We start from the raw sequence: 21945 nt of genomic DNA on the forward strand, positions 1-21945 counted from the left end.
ACTTAAAAAGCTCTGATCGACTAAGAGCTGGCTTAAAGGCTGTAGTAACCACCTATAGATAGTTCTGTCTACTGCCGTAAAGGAACTGGTAGATGTGCTTCACGCTTTACTGGTTGTTAGGATCAGCATACCATAATTGCTTTGGATTCTCCCGTCTAGTTCAATCCGAAGTAGAGGTTGTCCATCTGTATCGATACTCGATAACGGTTAATGTTCACCTCTACTCCTTTGGAGATCGGCGTTTTGACTCAAACCCCTTGAGAAATTCGTGGCTAGCGACTTTGTTGCCAAACCCCCTGATGGCGCGTCGGCTAGGGCAACTAGTGCATGTGGATAAATACCTTGGCTGAAACAATGTAAATCTTTTTGGTGAATTTTGTTGGTCGAAGCAGGCAACACCTAAAGTAATATAGGAGTCCCCAGGTCGAATCTTTGATTCAGCCTGGTTGATTATCCACTGTCCCGACTCATTAAACAATTAACTCTTCACACCCAAGCGTCAATGAAAGTAACTCAGGAAAAACTTCCCGCTAGCCAGGTTGGTCTGAAAATTGAAATTCCGGCTGAAACGACCAAACAAGCCTATGAAAAGGTTTTACAGAACCTTTCCCGCACCGTCAAAATTCCTGGGTTTCGCCAAGGTAAGGTACCCCGTCAGGTTTTGCTACAACGTCTTGGTGCCCAACAGGTAAAAGCTGCTGCCATCGAAGAGTTGCTAGACAGTAGTCTAAAGCAGGCGATTGAGCAAGCCCAAATTGAGGCACTAGGGAACTATAATTTAACCTCTACCTTAGAAGATTTGCTCAGCCAGTTCAAACCAGGGGAACCCCTAACCTTCACCGCATCGGTCGATGTGCCACCATTGGTTAATTTAGGGGAATACAATGGCTTAAGTGTGACAGCTGAGGAAACTAAGGTTGAACCGGATGCCGTCGAGAATTTTCTCGAAGAACGGCGTGTTGAGCAGGCTACCCTAGTACCAGTGGAATCACGCCCAGCTCAGATGGGAGATGTGGTCGTGGTGGATTATGTCGGTCGATTTACTGGTGATAGCGAAGAGGATGAAGGCTCAGTAATACCTAACGGTGAGGCTAAGGATTTTGAAATTGAACTTGGGGAAGGCAAGTTCCTAGAGGACATTCTTCAAGGCATCGTTGGTATGAATCCTGATCAGAATAAAGAAGTACCAGTAACGTTTCCTGAAGATTACCCCCTAGAAGATTTAGCTGGCAAGTCGTCGGTCTTTAGCATCACCCTAAAAGAAATCAAGGAAAAAGAGCTGCCAGAGTTAGATGACGACTTCGCTCAAGAAGTTAGTGATCAAGAAACCTTGGCAGAGTTACGGGAATATTTACAGCAGGAGTTTCAGGAAAAAGCTGATCAAGAAACGCAAGCCAGCAAGGAGGAGGCTTTAATCAACGCTCTCCTGGAAAAGGTTGAAGTTGAATTGCCTGAAACGCTAATTGACCAGGAACTCCAAACAATTTTGACCCAAACAGCGATCCAGATGCAACAGTTGGGAATGGATGTCAAAAGGCTGTTTACCGAAGAGAATCTACCACAGCTGCGAGAAAGATCACGTCCTGATGCCATCCAAAGCCTCCGACAATCCCTAGCCCTTAAGGAAATAGCTACACGTGAATCCCTAACCGTTGAAGAGTCGGAAATAGAAGCGAAAAGTAAAGAATTGATGAAGGAGTTGGCTGGTCAAGAGGTAGATCCGGATCGGCTGAGGGAATTCGTCGAGTCCGATTTGCTCAAACTCAAAGCCATTAAATGGTTAGAAGATCACGGTACTATAGAGCTGGTTCCCAAAGGAACCATCACCGAAGAAGAAGAAACTGAAGCAGAAGACACGGCCGTTACAGTAACCGAACTAGAAACAACCGATGCGGCTTCCCAGACCATTGAAGTACCAGCTGAACCAGTTTCTGAGTAAATCCTAGAGTTGGCCTTGTTGGTGATTTGCCCAGGGGAAGTGGTAGTGAGTGGCTAAGCTGTTGCGGATTTAACTTTCATAATTCTGAGGCTGAAACCCAAGGCTCAGCTTAGATTGCTTAGAATAAACACACCTTAGCTCAACAGCTTAGGCTTGTAGATAAGCCTCAACTCTCTAACCGTAAACTCTTGCACCAACAAGCAAACAGTTAAGGCATAATAGTTTCTATAGAGACTTTGACTTTATGCCTATTCGTGCCCTTGTTAGATAGCACCTTTATTAATAAATCGAGAGGTCTTGACGAGTTGTATCCTATGCTGCAATCTGTGTCCCCTCATTCCTCAATCACCAGCTTAAGTTCTCTAGACCAATACCAAATCACCTCCAGTAGTACTGTTGTACCAATGGTGGTAGAGCAGTCTGGAATGGGAGAACGAGCATTTGACATTTATTCGCGGCTGCTGCGAGAACGCATTGTCTTTTTGGGAACCCAGGTCGATGATGTGGTAGCTGACTCAATTGTTGCCCAGCTGTTATACCTAGAAGCTGAAGACGAGGAAAAGGATATCCAATTGTATATCAACTCCCCAGGTGGCTCGGTAACTGCAGGGATGGCAATATATGATACGATGCAGCAAGTGCGCCCTGATGTGGTTACCATCTGCTATGGCTTAGCTGCTAGTATGGGCGCATTTCTCCTAGCAGGGGGAGCTGCTGGTAAACGGATGGCATTGCCCAATTCTCGGATTATGATTCACCAGCCCCTAGGCGGTGCTCAGGGACAAGCGGTGGATATAGAAATCCAAGCTAGGGAAATTCTATACCACAAGCAAACCCTTAACCAATTACTGGCTAATCACACCGGTCAACCGGTGGAGCAAATTGCCGAAGATACCGAACGCGACTTTTTCATGTCAGCGGCGGAAGCTAAAGACTATGGTTTAATTGACCAGGTGATCTCCCGGCAGAATCTTCCTAACCAGGAAGCAGCTGTCGCTTCTATCTAGAAAGAGGCTTCTTATGTCTAAATACGACTCCCATCTAAAATGTTCCTTCTGCGGTAAGTCTCAAGAGCAAGTACGCAAATTAATTGCTGGCCCCGGAGTCTATATTTGTGATGAGTGTGTTGATTTATGTAATGAAATTTTAGATGAGGAGTTACTTGATTCCGGTGCGCCTGCTCCCCAGCCTGCTCCTCGACCAGAACCTGCCAAGAAACGTCGTCCCCGTGCCAACCGCATTTCCATGAATCAGATTCCCAAACCCAGGGAAATTAAACGGTATCTAGATGACCATGTGATTGGTCAGGAGGAAGCCAAAAAAGTTCTGTCAGTTGCTGTGTACAACCACTACAAGCGCCTAAGCTTGCTCCAATCTAAAGCTCAGGGTCAGGGTCAGGGAATAATCGATGATGGCATAGAGCTACAAAAGTCCAACATTCTTCTAATTGGTCCTACTGGTTGTGGTAAAACATTACTCGCCCAAACCTTAGCCAAAATATTAGATGTGCCTTTTGCTGTGGCAGATGCCACAACCCTGACAGAAGCTGGTTATGTTGGCGAAGATGTAGAAAACATCTTACTGCGACTATTGCAAGTGGCAGATCTGGATGTGGAGGAAGCCCAGCGAGGGATTATCTATATCGATGAAATCGATAAGGTAGCCCGCAAGAGTGAAAATCCCTCCATTACCAGGGATGTTTCTGGGGAAGGAGTCCAGCAAGCATTACTGAAAATGCTAGAAGGAACAATTGCTAATGTCCCGCCTCAAGGTGGACGCAAACATCCTTATCAAGACTGCATTCAGATTGACACCAGCAATATTCTGTTTATTTGCGGTGGTGCGTTTGTTGGTTTGGATAAGGTGGTTGAGCAACGCCTAGGCAAGCGTTCCATGGGATTTATTCAGCCTGGAGAGAATCAGTCGAAGGAAAAGCGCACAGCAGATATTCTGCGACACTTGCAGCCAGATGACTTGGTGAAATTCGGCATGATTCCTGAGTTCATTGGTCGCATACCAATGGTAGCGGTCATTGAACCCCTGGATGAGGAAGCCCTGATGGCAATTTTGACAGAACCCAAGAATGCACTGGTCAAACAGTATATGAAGCTGTTGAAGATGGACAATGTTAACTTGGAGTTTATGCCAGATGCAATTCGAGCGCTGGCCCAGGAAGCTTACCGTCGTAAAACTGGTGCTAGGGCGTTAAGGGGCATTGTGGAAGAATTGATGCTGGAAGTGATGTACGAGTTGCCTTCTCGTAAGGATGTCACTCGCTGTACAATCACTAGGGAAATGGTAGAGAAGCGCTCCACTGCTGAACTATTGGTTCATCCTTCTTCATTGCCAAAGCCAGAATCAGCATAGTAGTAGCATAGTAGTAATTTTTCATTTGTCATTGGTCAAAATAAAATTTATTGCTTGTTAATTGTTGATTGTTAATTGTTTATTATTAATTTTTGATTGTTGATTTTCAATTAACAAAGGACAAAGGTCGAAAAATGCCTTACATTCAAATTCGGGGTGTAGAACACTACTATGAATGGGTAAAGAAGTCAACAGCTTGTGGAAATAAACCTGTGATGGTATTTATCCATGGCTGGTGTGGTTCGTCTCGCTACTGGGAAAGTACCGCTAAAGCTCTATCCAATACCTTTGACTGCCTCCTATATGACCTAAAGGGGTTTGGTAGGTCAAAATTACCCCAACAGGGGACAAACTTGACCTATGAGATGGAGGACTATGCTGAAGATTTAGCGGTGTTGTTAGATACCCTGGGAGTTAGTCGTATCTATATCAATGCCCACTCCCTAGGCGCATCTGCTGCTACCATGTTTCTCAATCGTTATCCTGAGCGGGTTGAGCAGGCAATTTTGAATAATAGCGGTGTTTTTGATTATGACGAGAAATCCTTCACCGCTTTTCACAAAGTTGGTGAGTTAGTAGTAAAGTTCCGCCCCGGTTGGTTGTTAAATATTCCCTTGGCCAGTACACTGTTCATGATGCGATTTTTGCACCATCCCCTACCTAGGGCAGTGAGCCGGGATTTTTTGGCAGATTACCTAATGGCAGATCATGAGGCAGCTTTGGGAACAATGCTGACTGCGGTTAGTAAGTATGCGGCGGAGGTAATGCCTAATAAGTTTGCTCAGTTAAAGGTGCCAACCCTGCTAGTTTCTGGTGAATACGACAAAATTATTCCTTCAGCACTAGGACGTAGAGCATCACAATTAAGTCAAAAAGTCAAGTATGTTGAAATTCCTGATACAGCTCACTTTCCGATGTTGGAGGCTCCAGGGATTTATCTAGAGCAGGTGCGGGAGTTTATTTGTGTTAGCTGAGGCTTGAGTTTATTTGTGTTAGCTGAGGCTTAAAGAAATTACTACTCTTCGGGGGAAATAAGTGGTTATTGCTCATAAAACTGAACACCAGAGGAATAGCTTAAAAAATCAGGAAACCCCCAAGCTGTAAAAGCTGGGGGCGGTGATCAGGGTGCATCTACTACTTCCTTATTCGAGTAGGTATGACGCTTCTCCGGACAGATTTTGAGAGTGAGTTCGCTTCAAGAAGCGCATCCTCGGCAACTTGTTGAGGGGGACATTGGGAAAGAAGGTAGTATGTATGACGGCAACTAGGTCTTTCCAGATTAGTGTGCACAGGCTACTGATGTTAATTTTTATAAATAGCTCAATAATTTCCTTAACTTACTGAAAAATATATTTAGGAATATACAGCAAGTTGTGAGTAATCTTATCTCTGGTAACCGAGGTAAAACAGAGACATAACTGCTGAAAATGAGCAAGGGAGATGGGCTACTCAAGTTTCTTTGGCTCCATCATCCCCCCCATCTACATCAGGGAGCAATATTACTATGGCACATCTGGTTCAGAATCTAGTTGAAACGGAAGTCGAGCAACACCAAAACAAGAGTGCAGGAGATGACCCTGTCCAGCCTCAACCTCGTAAGTATCGCCAAAGTCAGTTACAAAATATACTCAAAACACTGCAAAACACCTTAGCAATTTGTCAAACTAAGGAAGATTTGGCTGGTCAAGTGGATACTCTCAAACGCATTGGGTTAGTTCATTGCCGTTTGGGAGAGTATGCCTGGGGAATCAAGTGTCTCAAGCAAAGTTTACAAATGGCCAATGATATTGGTTCGCCCAAGAGTTTAGGCGTCATTCTTCATCATCTCGGAATGGCTTATTGCCAGACTAACCAGGATGATAAGGCATTTAAGGTTTATCTAAAAGCATTGAGGATTTTCCAAAAAACTCAAGATCATTCAGAAATTGCTAAAATCCTTAATCACCTAGGGGAAATTCACAATAGCTGGCATCAACCAGTGCTGGCTCTGAGATGCTTTCGCCAAGCCATGAAGATTTTTCAAAACTTAGGCAATTCAGTTGAGGGCGAAGGCAGAGCACTGGAAAATATAGGGGAAGCTTATACCCAGCTTGGAAGATACCGTCAAGCTCTAGCTGTCTTGGAGCAAGCCCTAAGCATTCACGAAAAAAAAACATCCTCTGGTTACTCTAGTCGGAAGTTAACTACTCTTGAGAGGATTGGCACAGTTTACTTCCGACTAGGTGAGGAACTACGGGCATTGGATTTCTATCATCAAGCTTTGGAGATTGGTCAGGAACTGAGTAAATCACTTCATCGTAACACCAGAAGCTTGGATTATATCGGAGCGGTTCACTACCACTTGGGAAATTACCCCCATGCCTTAGCCTATCACTTACAAGCCTTAAGACTTTGGCAAGAAATCGCCCATCCTGGGGAGGGGGAGAGCTTGTTCCATGAAAAGGCTGAATTCTCTCAACTCAGGACAGTTTATAACTGTCTGGGTATATCTGAGCAAGGGGTGCAGTGCAGCCAACAAGTACAGAAGATGATTATTAACTGTGGTTACCGAGTTAGTGAAGAAGAGATTAGCCAGTATCTTAGTCACGGTGGAAGGTTAAACCATAACGTAGAATGATTAATGCATGGTAGCCTAAAGACTCGTTACAATTAAAATCTAAACCCCCGATAATTCCCATTTCACGCAAATTAGAGAATTATCGATAAACAACAAAACTGTGAACTGGCAGAGCTGATTCAGCTATAAGCTGTGAAGCATCTAGTTTGATGAGACACTCTAAGCTAAATCTTGGGTTAGAGCCTGATAATTATCTTTCTTTAAAATCCACAACAACTTAAGACCAAGCAAAATTAGGAGTCAAAAGTAAGCAATGGCACAAGTAACTGAGTCACAGCAAAAAGGTATTCAACTGACAGACAAAGCTCTAAAGCACGTTTTAGCCCTGCAACAAAGTCAAGGAAAAGACCTTTACCTGCGAGTTGGTGTTCGCCAGGGAGGCTGTTCAGGACTGTCTTACATGATGGATTTTGAAGAACCTAGTAACATTCGGGAGAATGATGAAATCTTTGACTACGATGGCTTCAAAATAATCTGTGATCCAAAAAGTCTGCTTTATCTCTACGGTCTGGTACTGGATTACAGCGATGCTATGATTGGTGGTGGATTCCAATTCACCAACCCCAATGCCAATCAAAGCTGTGGCTGTGGTAAGTCGTTTAGCGTTTAGGGCATTGTTAGTTTAAAGTCTGTCAATTCAAGACTACAACCAAGGACTAGAAGACTTAGGCAGTGACGCTATAGAATTAGCTATATAGAGGTAGCGCTATAACTAGTTAGGGTGCAAGGCTTGTACCCCTACAATAGATTAGGCTTGAGCCATAGATTTTGGGGAAGTCCTAGACTAATAAGTAATTACTAATGACTAACGACTAACAGCTAATGACTAAAACATCACTATTTGGTCTGAAGGCAGATCATTTTCGTCATCCCCTAGATTTGGAAGCAACCACAGCCCTGAAACAGTTGCCAGGGATAGACTTGGTGGTGCGAAATTTACTAGGTCCTGTGGCGGAACAGTTTTTTTACCTGAACAATATTGCTGCTAGTGTCTTGGTGGGAGAAAATCAACTGCCCCATCTTCATAAACTACTCGAAGATGCCTGCACAACTTTAGATTTAGAGCCGCCTCAGCTTTATGTGCAGCAAAATCCCGCTCCCAATGCCTATACCTTCGCTATGCGGGGTAAACAGCCTTTCATTGTCTTGCACACCTCTTTAATTGATCTCCTGACACCAGAGGAAATTCAGGCGGTTATTGCCCATGAACTGGGTCATCTCAAATGTGAACATGGGGTGTACCTGACACCGCTCAATATCATGGTATTAGCGGCTAGTTTAATTCCCAATTGGGGGATGCTCATTGCTCAAAGCATACAGGAGAAGATGTTAGAGTGGCTAAGATGTGCGGAATTTAGTTGCGATCGCGCTGCTTTACTGGCTACTCAAAATCCGAGAGTGGTCATGTCTGTATTGATGAAACTGGCTGGTGGTTCGCCAACTCTGGCACCACAACTTAACCTAGATGCGTTTATTACTCAAGCTAGAGCTTACGATAGCGCTGGTGATACTGAGCTGGGTCAAGTACTCCAACAATTGCAGATCTCTCAACTGAGCCATCCCTTACCTGTACTACGGGCGCGAGAAATTGACCGTTGGGCAAGTTCTCAATCTTATCAGTCCTTGTTAAATCAGCGATTAATTAGTTATAATAAAGGAGATGCCCAAACGGGCGGGTGGCGAAATTGGTAGACGCACCACACTCAAAATGTGGCGGCCTTATGGTCATGAGAGTTCGAGTCTCTCCCCGCCCACTGTAACTAAGGGTTAGTAAACAGCTAGAGAAAATGTCGCAGAGTCTAGCAAAAACTCTTATTATTTGTTAGACTTAAATTAGGGTAACACCGACAGGGATTATTATGTAACTTAAATTAAAGCCGAAAACCAAGGGTTTAATAGTTGCGCTTAGTTCCCGGTGGAACCAAATTTGTTGAAATTTTTATGGCGCTCGCGGGATATTCCTGAGGGCTTTGGGAGATACCCCCTGGCTGAGAAATCAGCTTGCATTGGCGAGCTAGAGTTTACCTTTGGTAGATTCTGGTAGCTAAAAAGTATCGGCTCTGCACGGCGCAAACAACTGAAAAAACAGACTCAGATGCTGCGCCGGAAGCTTAAGGAAAGTCGGAAAGCACTCCAAAACCGAAACCAAGACAACCAAAATCAATACAAAAATCAACAATGGGGAAGAGATATTAATGCTCTTCCCTATTTTTGTTGTAGAATCCTGTCTAACCGCCTCAAAATATTCCTTGCAATAACCCAAACTCAGAAATACTTACCATAAACTTCATAAATCTTTATAATATTCGTGAGCAAGATACGTACCATATCATAAAATGATCTACCAGCGCCTTCAACGCAGTAAATTGGATGAGAGCGATGATGTTCTGTTCTATTCATTTCCACGGTTTGTGACTCATGTCGATGAGGGCTTTATCGATCAGCTGGTAAACCTCTACCGGGAACGACTACAACCCAACACGCGAATCCTGGATCTCATGAGCAGTTGGGTTTCTCACTTACCAGAAGACATGGAGTTTGCTCATGTTGAGGGGCATGGCATGAATCTGGAAGAATTGGTCAAAAATCCTAGACTTAATCACTACTTTATCCAAGACTTGAATCAAAACCAGCAATTGCCATTGCCTGACCAAGACTTTGATGCTGTGCTGATTGCTGTTTCAGTTCAGTATCTTCAGTACCCTGAAAAAGTTTTTGCTGAGATTCATCGTGTCTTAAAACCAGGGGGAATGGCAATTATTAGCTTTTCTAACCGAATGTTTTTTCAAAAGGCGATTCAGTCCTGGCGAGATGGGACCGAGACAAGTCGAGTGGAGTTAGTGAAAACCTATTACCAGTCTATTCCTGGATTTAGTTCGCCTGAGGTTGTTGCTCGACCATCCCCGCTTCCTACTTTTCTGCTACAGCTTGGGATCACTTTAGGCGATCCATTCTATGCAGTACTGGCTAATCGAACTACTTGAGCCTGATGAAAAGGGTTTTGTTGAGGGTAATTTTTAAGAGTCAACAGCCAAGAGTCAAGAGTCAACAAAACAGAAATTAACTAACTTAATAACTAATGACTAATTACTCATCAATTTGCCAGACATCTTGACTTAATGCTTCATCCAGAATTTTTTTCGGTCGTAATACTAGGATGAGGCGTCCCAAAAAACTAATATCAGGAGAATCTGGAAACCACTTAATCTCTAACTGTCCTGATTCTTCAACCAAAAAGTAGCTGTCCCCATCCCACTGCTGCTGTGAGCGGTCAATAATAAGCAAAATCTCTTCAGGTTTGTTATTCTGTTGAATAGGCAGCTGATTACTGTTACACAAAATCACCACTGGATCTTGTGCCTTCAAAACTACCTGCCAGCCCGGTACTGCGGCGAACATCTGCTCTCGAAGCCCCTTAACTATACTAAAAGTGCCCTTATAGTCAGTTCTAGGAACCTGGTTGAGATCAGCTATTGTCAGGGGTAAGGCACCCACTACCGGAAGCAAACGGGGCAAATCTTCTTCAGCTTCAAGGCGGTATATGGGTAATCTGGGGGCTGGACGCTGAGTGCTACCAAATGCTCCTGTGAGTAATTCTTCGATTTGTTGTCGGGCTTGTTGAGTATGAGCAAACATCAAGCCTCGGGCAATCAAACGAGAACGTTCTTGCAAATCATTGTGTTGTTTGGCAAGTTTCCAATACTGATAGGCAACAGCATCACCAGGATGATTGGTGAATCCCTCCGGTGGACGGCTTCTGCGGGAAAAGGTCTTGAGTGCTTTGGCAACTTCATGGGCTCCTTCGGAGTTCAAGTTTCTAGCAACGAGAAATTCAGCAGCAGCAGCTCGTTCCTCTTGGGTGAGAATCCGCAACTCGTACAGGGAATCGCTACCAGTACTCTCAAAACGCGATCGCACTTCATCGGACACCCCGACTGTAATCAAACTTGTGTAAACCTGAGATGCCACCATCACTTGATTCTGTTGAATTGGCTCAAACCCAGTTTCTTCAAAAATTACCTGAGAACTGTAGCCAGCTTTTTGTAGCTGCTGACAGGCTTGACCCCACTCCACCCAGTTACGTTCTTTGCGCCGCAGTAAGGTTAATAAATCTTCAGCATTTATCTGTTCTGAATTGGTTTGAGGGTGACTTTCAGGAGAGCCTGGTGGTACTTCAGTCATGGTTTAAAGAAAAAGAAAACGAACAGTGCCATCAACGGCAATGTGTATTATATCCCGTTCGGGTTTAGTGTAGCAGGATGTCACTTTTGGAAAAAGCCTACAATAGAGATTGGGCATTAAATAAATTCTTGAAGTATAAAAGATGAAGATAGCAAGTGTAAAGGCAGCAATAATGATAAAGGTGAGGGATGGTGCATCTTTGAATTAATGCTCAAACCTACTAATTGTTAAGGGACCGCAGCCATATATAGCGGTTCTCATAGTAATGAGGTACAGAGGATTTTTTCCCTATTCCCTATTCCCTATTCCCTATTCCCTATTCCCTATTCCCTATTCCCTATTCCCTATTCCCTATTCCCTATTCCCTATTCCCTATTCCCTATTCCCTATTCCCTATTCCCTATTCCCTATTCCCTACTCCTCCAAGGGCGGGGTACCTCACCTATTTAATAAATGCTATAACTAGTTTACTTCATACTTTCTCCATCATACTTTAAAATTACCTATTACCTGCTTTTTAAGTTCTACACAACTCGATTTTTGTTTTGGATCTGTTTAACCTATTATTGTTGTTTGTTCCTCCCATAGCTGGGGGAATTATTGGCTATTTCACCAATGATTTAGCCATCAAAATGTTGTTCCGTCCCTACAGACCAATTTACATCGGTAAGCGTCAGCTACCTTTTACACCAGGTTTAATTCCTCGCAACCAGGAACGGCTGGCTAGGCGAGTTGCTGACACTATTATGGGTTCTCTGCTGACGCCAACAGAGTTACAGCGTTTGGCAAAGCGTCTGCTCCATACTGAACGTGTGGAAGGAGCGATCTTGTGGCTATTAAACCTAGCGCTAGATCAAGTCCGGTCGGATAAGCAACAGAAAACAGCTCATATTCTTGCTGGGATTCTCCGAGACTTGATCGGGGAATCGTTGCCACGTATGCTAAAAGTCTTAGCCCGTCGTAAGGATTTCCTAGAAGCCCAACTTAACCATGTTTTTGACCAGATTTTATTGGAGTTTCGACTGGATCAAGAACAAGCTCGGAAGCTTTCTGAGTGGATCTTAAAAGTAGTACTACCCCCAGATATTTTGCGACAGGCAGTTATTGATTTCCTAACTGACCGCAACATTCAAATCATTGATGAAGACTTTCGGGAAAAGTCCAGTGGGACATACTGGGTAGTGGCAAATTTATTTGGTATACGCAATGCTTTGATCCGCCTGCGAAGCTTTTGCCTTGACGAAAAAGAAGCGACTAATGCTCGCATCGAAGAGTTAATTGTGGCTCTAGGAACTCGCGATCGCTTGCGGGAATGGTTGCAAAATGTTTCATTGCAAAATCTGCCTTTGTCAACAGTGAGACAACTACGGAAAACTATGCGGGATTCGGTGCGTGCTTATATTCAAGAGGGGGGTGCTGAATTTATACAAGGATTAAATCAATCTATTGACTGGGAAAAAGTGTCTGCCTTAATTGTTAATCGGCTCCGAGATTCAGCAATTATGACTACATCGTTGACAATGATTAGCAAGGAACTCGCTTTGGTTATAGAGCGCTACCTGGAGGAGGATTTGGAAAAAATTATGACTGAAGTGATTCCGATTTTATCTATTGATGAGGTGATTGTTGAACGGGTAAACGCTACTTCTCCAAAAGATATGGAAATCACGATTCAGACTTTAGTGAAAAGTGAATTACAAGCTATTGTGAATTTAGGGGGTATTTTAGGAGTGATGGTGGGACTATTTCAAACAGTGTTGCTGCTGTTGACAGGAGGAATTTAATCAGGAATTTAATCAGGATGCTCTCTAGGATTTATCCTGAGGCTGATTCTACGGAACGGGACTTTTATCCCAGTTTATGCTAAGACCGACGGCTAATGATGGATAAAAGTTTACGAGAACGGGGACCTCGGTATCTTTCGTATAGTAAAAAGTTTGGTATCATCGTTCTGAGCCAATAGAGTAAATTTAATAACCAACGATGATTAACTTTAATTTTGCCATTGAGCAGATCTACTGGTAATTCCACTAATTTAGCTAATCTGGTAAAACTTTCCTGGTCTTTTTCCTCAAAACTTTTTTCTATCAAATACTTAATACTTTTCTGGCATAAGCTAACTAATTTTTGGTGATTTGTCAAGACAATTTCAAAATACTTAATGTAAGACTCCCGCATCAGTGAGCTATTATCGGTGAGATTGAAGCGGTGTTTTCTATAATAGGCTCCGATGATTGGAGTATGGACGAATCTGACGTTCCGTTGCAGAAGTTCTAATACCCATTCTCGATCCTCACAGGCTTTCAGGCGAGTATCAAAATTTCTCTGGTCTAAGAGTTTTTTCTTGAACAGCATCGATTGCTGTAACAAGGGAAAAGGAGAATCTGCCAGAAAATCTGGACAAATTAGCAGTCGTTCGATGAGCTGTTCTTTGGTGAGAGCACCAACAACATGAGGCTTGGTTTCAATAATGTTTTCGTTTTGATCAACATAGACCCGTTCATAGTCGGAGTAAAATACTACATTATCACCAGTTCCCTCTAAACAGCTCAATTGAAATCTGATTTTATCTTCATGAATCCAATCATCAGCATCTAAGAATTGAATCCATTCTCCAGTGGCTTTATCAGCGCCAAAATTACGAGCAGACGATACCCCTCCATTGTCTTTATAAAAGTACTGTATCTCTGGGTGGTAGTGGACTAACTGATCAGCAACTTGGCGGGTATTATCGGTAGAGCCATCATCGACAATAATGCATTCAATCTGGGAAAATGTTTGCGCTAGTACACTCTTTACTGATTGTTCGAGGTACTGGGCTTTATTAAAGGTGGTGATAACTACTGAGACAGATGTATTCATGAAATAAATTATTTATACCATAGGTTAAAAGTCAGTAATGACCAAATTTTGTTGGCATTATCTGGTTGGTAGTCTTGGATTAATTTATAAAAGTTTGGTCGAAAAATACTGGTTTAAGGTAATGATTTTATCGACTGACATAAATCATCCCAGAGGTAATCTCTGAGCTAAGAGCCAAAAGGCGATAGCCAGCCGTACTTTGTACGCTTTTGTACCACTTCTGGAAGAAGATCTCAGAAAGTAGACCTAAGCAACCGCTTGTTTTGCGGCCAAGCTACTATCCTGACAAAAGGGTATAGCCATAGCATACTCGATGAATTGGTAATTTTAAAAGGGGGTAGGGGGTTTTAAGGCTGGTTTAATACTGGTCTTATGGGTATTATGCACTCTGATGGGATTTTGTTCAGCTATGGTCAAATTCAAATCTATGTAGAGCAGCGCATCTTGGTTGCTGATGGGTGATATGATGTTTGTCAAAACATCATCGATAAAGAATCCCAGGAAGTATGAACAGATAATTAGCTGTATTTGGGGTTATTGAGATTAAGATTTGGGGCACTAATCCCCCCAATATAATGGCGTTATAATAATTGATTACTTTTTTTGTCGAAATAAACAATGAGTATAACCCTCTTTAAAAGGCTGATTTATTAACATCAATTAGCTCAAGTACCTATTTTTAGCTAGAAACTGACTGGTAATTGAAATTGGCGATCGCGTTTTTAGAGCTAGTTGCACAGAGGTATTGAGTATTTTCCGCAGAGCTCTATTGAAATTTCAGTCCGAGCCACTTCTGCAAAAGCCGGTCTACCCTCTGACTATCTCGCCATCTGACCATCTGACCATCAGCCCCATGCACAATTTCAATGGGTGACAGCTTACTCCCTCATTTGAGTAACTTATCGTTAGTTGAGCTGATTAAGGGACAAGTCTCTTAATGTCCGATAGTCAAGGAAAAAGTTAATGTTGCCGTGGGACCCTGCGCTTTTTAAAAGCTAAGCGTGAACGGGCACCAAGACGAGGGAGTTGAGGGTTAATTAAACAACTGGTAATGTTAACTTTCTTTGTGGTATAACTGGCTTTAGGATCCAAATCAATGGTATATTTACTGAATTTGGAATCATAATTAGGTAGTCATCACTAACCCCTCGATGAGCCGCTTATCTGCACAGACAAAACCTGCAAAAGCCCTAGTAGGCGGACGCTACAAAATTATCAACCAACTGGGATCTGGTGGGTTTGGTCGAACGTTCCTGGCACAAGATATACATTTGCCAAATCAACCCCGATGTGTGGTTAAACATCTTTTGCCCCAAACCGAACAGACGGCAACGCTGCAAATGGCAAGACGCCTTTTCGATAGAGAAGCTCGATTTCTCTACCAGCTAGGTAATCATGACCAGATCCCTCGCCTACTAGCACATTTTGAGGAAGATCAGCAGTTTTATCTGGTTCAGGAATTGATTGAAGGACAACCTTTGAATCGAGAACTTGTCCAGGGTGATCCGTGTTCACAAGAGCGAGTTATTGCTTTATTAACAGACATTCTACAGGTATTGGCCTTTGTTCATCAACAACAGATTATCCACCGGGATATTAAGCCCTCTAACCTGATCCGCCGCCAAGGGGACGAGAAAATCGTGCTGATTGACTTTGGTGCTGTTAAGCAAGTCAGTAGCCAAAAGATTAATCCTGAAACCGGGGAAACTCATTTAACGGTTTCTATAGGCACCCAGGGCTATATGCCCCATGAGCAATTGGCAGGAAAGCCCCGCTTTAGCAGTGATATCTATGCTGTCGGGATGGTTGGTATCCAGGCATTAACTGGGGTTCATCCCAAAAACTTGAAGGAAAATCCCATAACTAGTGAAATTGATTGGCAACACTACGCAAAGCAGGTTAGCCCAGAGTTGGCCCATATTCTTGACATTATGGTGCGCTATGATTTCCGTGACCGTTATCGGACAGCAACTGACGCTCTAGAGGTATTGGCTAGTTTACCAACACAGCAACTGTTGTCTGAAGCTGAGGAAGAAATCCCTACTCAGGAAATTACCAGGGAAAGCCAGTCTGGGATGGAACTCCCAATTCCCGACATTAGGAACCTACCAAAAACTACAGTCCACTCGTCAATGATGACCAGGAGTCAAAGTAGAACTACGCCTCAACTTGACCTCACCGAACATTCGAGAGGTTCAGCAACTAACTTGACAACAGTATCTATTCCGCAACGATTGGTGAAGTTGGGGTTAATTACTGTATCGATAACTATCTTGGGGGTCAGCTTGCTGCTGTGGAAAACTTTTCTATCTGCTCAACCGACTGGTGAAAATACTGACTATAAGACTGACTATAAGACTGACTATAAGACTGACTATAAGACTGACTATAAGACTGAGGCTACGGTTACAGAAGAGCAATTTTTAGAGGAAGCTGAGCAGTTGCGGAAATCTCGACAGTACCAGGAAGCTCTCAAACTATACGACCAAGCGATCGCTAAAAAAGCCGATTTTGCGGAAGCCTATTGGGGCAGATGCTACAGTCTGAATAAACTCCAAAAGCCGGAGATGGCAATTGTTGCTTGTAATGATGCCTTACATTTCAAACCTAACTATCCAGAAGCTGTGTGGAGCCTTGGTCAAGCCTTTGACCAACAGCAAAGGTCTGTAGAAGCCCTTAGACTCTATAACCAAGCCCTTACTCTCAAGCCAGATTTAACGGAAGCTTGGCTTTCACAGGGAATAACCCTCCAAAAGTTGGGTCGTTCTGTTGAGGCGATTACGGCTTTGGAGAAAGCGATCGCACTTCAACGAAATTTGGCAGAGGCTTGGATGACTAAGGGGGAAGCTCAGATGACACTAGGACGCTTTAATCAGGCAATCACTTCTTTAAATAAGGCACTCCAGATTGAACCTAACCACCGGAATGCCCTGAAGCTACGTCAGCAGGCACGGAAGAAACTGCAACGCTAAATTCAGTAGTTCCAAAACTCGACTCTCGGATCATCTGCATCTGTAGTCCTACTTTGAGGAATTGGTATTACTTTACCGATTTGCCTACACTATCGATATTTTCTCTTATTTCCCAACAGGTCTAAGCTCGGTCTAATTAAGAATTAACCATTAACAATAACAATTACTAAAAATTACACAATAATTAATAATTAATAATTAATCTTAACAATTAATCGGTAACGATGAAAATGACCAATCACCGCTGTAATTGTTAAGTAATGTGACGAACTTTTGTTAAGGTGTATTGCAACTTGACCCCAAATATTAGGGAAGCTTCAGATCACAGGAAAGTCCATGATAGTATGCATTGCGTAGCTTAAAAAACCATGGGAGAAAACATGCCAGCACTAAGGGTTGCAGTAGTTGGTTCGGGACCAGCAGGTTCTTCTGCTGCCGAGACGTTAGCTAAAGCAGGAATCGAAACCTATTTGTTTGAGCGTAAGCTGGACAATGCTAAGCCCTGTGGTGGTGCGATTCCACTATGTATGGTGAGTGAGTTTGACCTGCCACCAGAAATTATTGACCGGCAAGTGAGAAACATGAAGATGATCTCACCGTCTGATCTTGAAGTTGATATCCATATAGAAAAGGAAAACGAATATATTGGGATGTGCCGTCGCGAGGTGCTTGATGGGTTCATGCGCAATCGTGCGGCTGAGTTGGGGGCTAACTTAATTAATGGCACCGTTTATAAACTCGATATTCCCACCAGTAACTCTCAACCCTATACCATCTATTATTCTGACCATTCTGATGGCAGTGTCAAGGGAACCCACAAAACCTTGAAAGTAGATGTGGTGATTGGAGCTGATGGGGCAAATTCCCGGGTTGCCAAAGCAATTGATGCTGGGGATTACAATTATGCGATCGCTTTCCAAGAGCGCATCAGTTTGCCAGAGAACATGATGAATTACTACCAAGACCTGGCAGAAATGTATGTGGGTAATGATGTCTCTCCTGATTTCTACGCCTGGGTCTTCCCTAAATACGACCACGTTGCTGTTGGCACCGGCACTATGAGGGTCAACCAATCCCTGATCAAAAAGCTACAAGCAGGGATTCGCGCCCGTGCGGCTAAAAAACTTGTGGGTGGAAAAATTATCAAAGTGGAAGCCCATCCGATTCCTGAGCATCCCAGACCTAGACGTGTAGTTGGTCGGGTAGCTTTGGTAGGTGATGCTGCTGGAACAGTAACTAAATCCTCTGGGGAAGGGATTTACTTTGCGGCTAAATCAGCTCGCATGTGTGCTGAAACCATTGTGGAAACCTCTAATGGCGGTAGCCGTATCCCCACAGAGAGTGACCTCAAGCTTTACCTGAAGCGCTGGGATAAGAAATACGGCATGACCTACAAAGTCCTAGATATTCTACAACGAGTTTTCTATAACTCCGATGCTAGCCGAGAAGCCTTTGTAGAGATGTGTGCTGACAAGGATGTGCAGCGGCTGACTTTCGATAGCTATCTCTATAAAACCGTTGTACCTGCTAATCCTCTTATCCAAATGAAGATTACAGCGAAGACAATTGGTAGCTTGTTGCGGGGCAATGCCTTGGCTCCCTAGAACTTGATCAATTTTTGATCAGAATTAGCCAACTGACTAACGGTGAGAAAGCTTACCCCCGGCTTAAGGGCGGGGGCTTTCCACTCTAGCTTAAGAAGGTAGATTTGTAGTACCTCTGACATTACCAATTTCATCCTAGGCAGTCGCCGAAGTCACTTCTAGGGTCTTTTCTGTATTGGGTAACTCTAAGCAATAACCTGCTCCATAAACGGTTTTGATGTACTTAGGATGGCGGGGATCAGGTTCTAGCTTGGTTCTCAGGTGACGAATATGCACTCGAATGGTTTCGATATCATCGTCAGGGTCATACCCCCAAACTTCTTTAAGGATTTCGCTCGGAGAAACAGTTTGACCATGGCGCTGCAGTAAACAGTGCAGTAGTTCAAACTCCAGATGGGTCAGTTTCACGGTTTTATCAAACCAAATCGCCTCAAACCTTTCTGGAACTAGGGTCAAAGGACCATAGTTCAGTATTTCCGTATGCTTAGCAGCTTGGGGAATTCGGTCTGTGCGCCGTAGTAATGCTCGCACTCGCGCCAGCATTTCTTCGAGTTCAAAGGGTTTGGTGAGATAATCATCGGCACCAGCATTAAAGCCTTCTACCTTGTCTTGGGTTTGACCTAGGGCAGTCAACATCAATACTGGAATATCGGAAGTGCGTTCATCCCGACGTAACCGTTGGCAGACGGTGAAACCATCTACCTTGGGTAGCATCAAGTCTAACATAATCAGGTCTGGCTGCAGTTGCAGAGCTAGAGCCTGACCCTTGATGCCATCCATTGCTTGACTAACATCGTAGCCAGCCATCTCCAAATTGATGGTGACTAATTCTGAAATTGCGGGGTCGTCATCGATGACCAGTATCCGGGGCATCACTAAGGAGTTGTTGCTAAGGTGTATCCGTTAACGTTCGATAAGAACAATTTGAGATTAGTAACAATACTTATACGATTATAAAGGCAGACTTTACGTTTTTTGTAAACAAAAGCTAAGAATTTTTAATATTTTATAATTTTACCAGAAACTCCCTAAGCCTCAGTGCTAGAGTCATAAGTCCTGAAGTAGACAGGATAAATCCATGGTGCTTGCACTTTGGAAACCGGAGTATACTCTGCTGCTCAGGAGGTTTTACAACTAAGCCGCCCTCAGAACTGAAGCCGCTCGGCAACTGGCAGGGTAGCACTCAAGGTACTACCCTAGGGAAACTTATGTCTGTTCAGGACTAATCAGTTTCACGTTTTTGGCTAAACCCAGCTGTTGTAGGAACTGAATCGTCATCCAAGTCAGGTCAATTTCCCACCATTTAATGCCATGCCTTGCAGAATACTGATAAGCATGGTGATTGTTGTGCCAGCCTTCGCCATAGGTTAGTAGGGCTACCCACCAGCAGTTTTTTGAGCAATCATTAGACTCATAGGTGCGATAACCAAATTTGTGAGTAGCACTGTTGACAAACCAGGTACAGTGAAACACCAGTACTAGCCGCACAAAAATCCCCCACACTACAAATGGCCAGCCACCCATGGCATACAGCAACAGTCCTAGAACCACTTGAACAAGCACAAAATACTTATCCAAAAACTGATAAACCCGATCTCCAGAAATATCTTTAGTGAATTTAGAAATTTGCTCATCAGCAGGAATTTTATGCAACATCCAAGCCATGTGACTCCACCAAAACCCTTGATGGGAGTCATGGGGATCCGGTTGGGTGTCAGAGTGCAAATGATGGATGCGATGTAGTCCTACCCAATCGATCACTCCTCCTTGACAGGAAATGGTACCACACAAAACTAGGAAGTATTCTAACCACTTGGGTGTCTGAAAACTGCGGTGGGTCACTAAGCGATGCCATCCCAGAGTTACCCCCAAGCCCCCTGTCACCCAGTGGAAAAAGATCATTAAGCCCACTGCTGTCCAGTTAAAGTTGCTCGGAAGTAAGGCAAACAGGGCTGCTAGGTGAATAAAGGCCATATAGGTAATAACGACCCAATCTAAACGAAGATTATCTGAAGTAGCAATTGTCATGCAGTAAGTCTAATAGGATACAAATTGTCATAACCCGCTCTCTTTGATCTAAAATTTTGATCTAAAATTTCGAGGCGCGAATTTTGGGAATCAACAGCTCTCAACGGCTGCAAGCAGCAGAAAAAGCACTATTTCCGATCTTTTATGGTATTGACACCGCCGTCAAGCAAAATCTCAAAAAGGTACTGGATTCTTTTCGAGTACATCGTGTAGGAGTCCATCACTTTGCTGGTGTTTCGGGCTATGGACATGATGATTTAGGACGCAAAACTCTCGACATGGTGTTTGCTGATGTCATGGGAGCTGAATCTGCAGCTGTACGGGTACAATTTGTTTCCGGAACCCATGCGATCGCATCTTGCCTGTTTGGGGTATTGCGTCCTGGAGATGAAATGCTAGCGATTGCCGGTGCCCCTTACGATACCTTGGAAGAGGTGATTGGTTTACGGGGTGATGGTCAAGGTTCCCTAATAGAATTTGGGATTCGTTACCGCCAGTTGTCCCTAACTAGTGAGGGAAGTTTAGATTGGTCAGCCTTGGCAACAGCGGTAGGAGAGAATACCCGCCTGGTGTTCATTCAGCGTTCCTGTGGGTATTCTTGGCGAAAGAGTCTTTCAATATCAGAAATAGAAAAAATTGTCAAGCTTGTCAAACAACAAAATCCTGATACTATCTGTTTTGTGGATAACTGTTACGGGGAATTTGTAGAAGAACAAGAACCGACAGCAGTAGGAGCAGATTTGATGGCGGGTTCCTTGATTAAAAATCCTGGGGGAACGATTGCTACTGCTGGAGGCTATGTCGCTGGAAAAGCTGACTTAGTTGAAGCGGCGACCTGTCGTCTGACTGCTCCAGGGATTGGTAGTTCAGGTGGGGCGACTTTCGATCAAAATCGATTGCTGTTTCAAGGATTATTCCTAGCTCCCCAAATGGTTGGTGAAGCCCTCAAAGGGAGTCATTTAATCGCTCATACTATAGCACAACTTGGTTATCCTGTCAATCCCCCACCGATGGTACCCCGTCGGGATGTAATTCAAGCAGTTGAGTTGGGTTCAGCGGAAAAATTAATCGCTTTCTGTCGAGGGATACAACAGCATTCTCCGATAGGTTCCTACCTCGACCCTGTCCCAGCCGCAATGCCGGGTTATGAGAGTCAGTTAGTGATGGCTGGGGGGACTTTTATTGATGGCAGTACGTCAGAATTTTCTGCCGATGGTCCGCTTAAGGAGCCTTATATTGTGTTTTGTCAGGGAGGAACCCATTGGACTCATATTGCGATCGCATTAGAAGCTGCCATTGAAGCAATCGCAACAGCTGATAGCTGATAGCACCTCAAGTAGCACCATCTGTAGCGCATAAGCTGAATGATTAATT

The 21945-nt window shown here is 43.7% G+C and carries 17 protein-coding genes and 1 tRNA gene; 14 read left to right on the plus strand and 4 right to left on the minus strand.

The window, feature by feature from the left end:
* Positions 1–502: 502 nt before the first annotated feature.
* The 9 genes from tig to F6K64_RS20815 all read left to right on the plus strand — a co-directional run bounded on the left by tig (position 503) and on the right by F6K64_RS20815 (position 9907).
* Positions 503–1939: a trigger factor gene (gene tig / locus F6K64_RS20775; protein WP_008185761.1), complete on the plus strand. Its 1437-nt coding sequence runs from the start codon at positions 503–505 to the stop codon at positions 1937–1939.
* A 314-nt stretch (positions 1940–2253) separates the two neighbouring features.
* Complete coding sequence (clpP, locus tag F6K64_RS20780) at positions 2254–2946, plus strand: ATP-dependent Clp endopeptidase proteolytic subunit ClpP (protein WP_008185759.1); 693 nt, start codon at positions 2254–2256, stop codon at positions 2944–2946.
* A gap of 13 nt (positions 2947–2959) precedes the next feature.
* Positions 2960–4306 carry an ATP-dependent protease ATP-binding subunit ClpX gene (gene clpX, locus F6K64_RS20785; protein WP_008185758.1) on the plus strand — a complete coding sequence of 449 codons (1347 nt, stop codon included), beginning with the start codon at positions 2960–2962 and terminating at the stop codon, positions 4304–4306.
* 134 nt (positions 4307–4440) lie between these two features.
* A complete protein-coding gene (locus F6K64_RS20790) occupies positions 4441–5280 on the plus strand; it encodes an alpha/beta fold hydrolase (RefSeq protein WP_044493593.1) in 840 nt (279 codons plus the stop codon).
* A 530-nt stretch (positions 5281–5810) separates the two neighbouring features.
* Entirely contained in the window at positions 5811–6923 is a 1113-nt protein-coding gene (locus tag F6K64_RS20795; protein ID WP_008185754.1) for a tetratricopeptide repeat protein, read from the plus strand.
* Positions 6924–7176: 253 nt separating this feature from the next.
* The gene (locus F6K64_RS20800; protein WP_044493591.1) at positions 7177–7533 is read left to right on the plus strand and encodes a HesB/IscA family protein; all 357 of its coding nucleotides are present in this window, start codon (positions 7177–7179) and stop codon (positions 7531–7533) included.
* A 212-nt stretch (positions 7534–7745) separates the two neighbouring features.
* Entirely contained in the window at positions 7746–8615 is an 870-nt protein-coding gene (locus tag F6K64_RS20805) for a M48 family metallopeptidase (RefSeq protein WP_071986898.1), read from the plus strand.
* Positions 8594–8677 (plus strand) — tRNA-Leu (locus F6K64_RS20810). Before F6K64_RS20805 ends, F6K64_RS20810 begins: the two co-directional genes overlap by 22 nt.
* Before the next feature lie 582 nt (positions 8678–9259).
* Entirely contained in the window at positions 9260–9907 is a 648-nt protein-coding gene (locus F6K64_RS20815) for a class I SAM-dependent methyltransferase (RefSeq protein WP_008185750.1), read from the plus strand.
* A gap of 103 nt (positions 9908–10010) precedes the next feature.
* Here F6K64_RS20815 and F6K64_RS20820 read toward each other — a convergent pair whose 3' ends face one another.
* Positions 10011–11105 carry a RuBisCO accumulation factor 1 gene (locus F6K64_RS20820; RefSeq protein ID WP_008185747.1) on the minus strand — a complete coding sequence of 365 codons (1095 nt, stop codon included), beginning with the start codon at positions 11103–11105 and terminating at the stop codon, positions 10011–10013.
* A gap of 265 nt (positions 11106–11370) precedes the next feature.
* Here F6K64_RS20820 and F6K64_RS20825 point away from each other — a divergent pair, with 265 nt between their 5' ends.
* The gene (locus F6K64_RS20825; RefSeq protein WP_287262773.1) at positions 11371–11571 is read left to right on the plus strand and encodes a hypothetical protein; all 201 of its coding nucleotides are present in this window, start codon (positions 11371–11373) and stop codon (positions 11569–11571) included.
* Positions 11572–11650: 79 nt separating this feature from the next.
* Positions 11651–12889 (plus strand): DUF445 domain-containing protein, encoded by a 1239-nt coding sequence (locus tag F6K64_RS20830; RefSeq protein ID WP_008185745.1) that lies wholly within the window; start codon positions 11651–11653, stop codon positions 12887–12889.
* Positions 12890–12968: 79 nt separating this feature from the next.
* Here the strand turns inward: F6K64_RS20830 and F6K64_RS20835 are convergent, their stop codons facing one another.
* Entirely contained in the window at positions 12969–13967 is a 999-nt protein-coding gene (locus tag F6K64_RS20835) for a glycosyltransferase family 2 protein (protein WP_008185744.1), read from the minus strand.
* 1151 nt (positions 13968–15118) lie between these two features.
* Between F6K64_RS20835 and F6K64_RS20840 the strand changes: the two genes are divergently transcribed.
* Both F6K64_RS20840 and chlP read left to right on the plus strand, forming a co-directional pair.
* Positions 15119–16939, plus strand: coding sequence for a serine/threonine-protein kinase (locus F6K64_RS20840; protein ID WP_008185740.1), 1821 nt, complete (start codon positions 15119–15121; stop codon positions 16937–16939).
* 368 nt (positions 16940–17307) lie between these two features.
* Positions 17308–18543, plus strand: a complete 1236-nt coding sequence (gene chlP / locus F6K64_RS20845) for a geranylgeranyl reductase (RefSeq protein ID WP_008185738.1) — start codon at positions 17308–17310, stop codon at positions 18541–18543.
* Positions 18544–18678: 135 nt separating this feature from the next.
* Here the strand turns inward: chlP and rpaA are convergent, their stop codons facing one another.
* Both rpaA and F6K64_RS20855 read right to left on the minus strand, forming a co-directional pair.
* Positions 18679–19416 carry a two component system response regulator RpaA gene (rpaA, locus tag F6K64_RS20850; protein ID WP_008185733.1) on the minus strand — a complete coding sequence of 246 codons (738 nt, stop codon included), beginning with the start codon at positions 19414–19416 and terminating at the stop codon, positions 18679–18681.
* A 333-nt stretch (positions 19417–19749) separates the two neighbouring features.
* Positions 19750–20571: an acyl-CoA desaturase gene (locus F6K64_RS20855; RefSeq protein ID WP_008185731.1), complete on the minus strand. Its 822-nt coding sequence runs from the start codon at positions 20569–20571 to the stop codon at positions 19750–19752.
* A gap of 89 nt (positions 20572–20660) precedes the next feature.
* Between F6K64_RS20855 and F6K64_RS20860 the strand changes: the two genes are divergently transcribed.
* The gene (locus F6K64_RS20860) at positions 20661–21896 is read left to right on the plus strand and encodes a methionine gamma-lyase family protein (protein ID WP_044493645.1); all 1236 of its coding nucleotides are present in this window, start codon (positions 20661–20663) and stop codon (positions 21894–21896) included.
* The last annotated feature ends 49 nt before the right edge of the window (positions 21897–21945 follow it).

This window comes from Moorena sp. SIO3A2 (assembly GCF_010672265.1).
GTDB classification, from domain to species: Bacteria; Cyanobacteriota; Cyanobacteriia; order Cyanobacteriales; family Coleofasciculaceae; genus Moorena; species Moorena producens.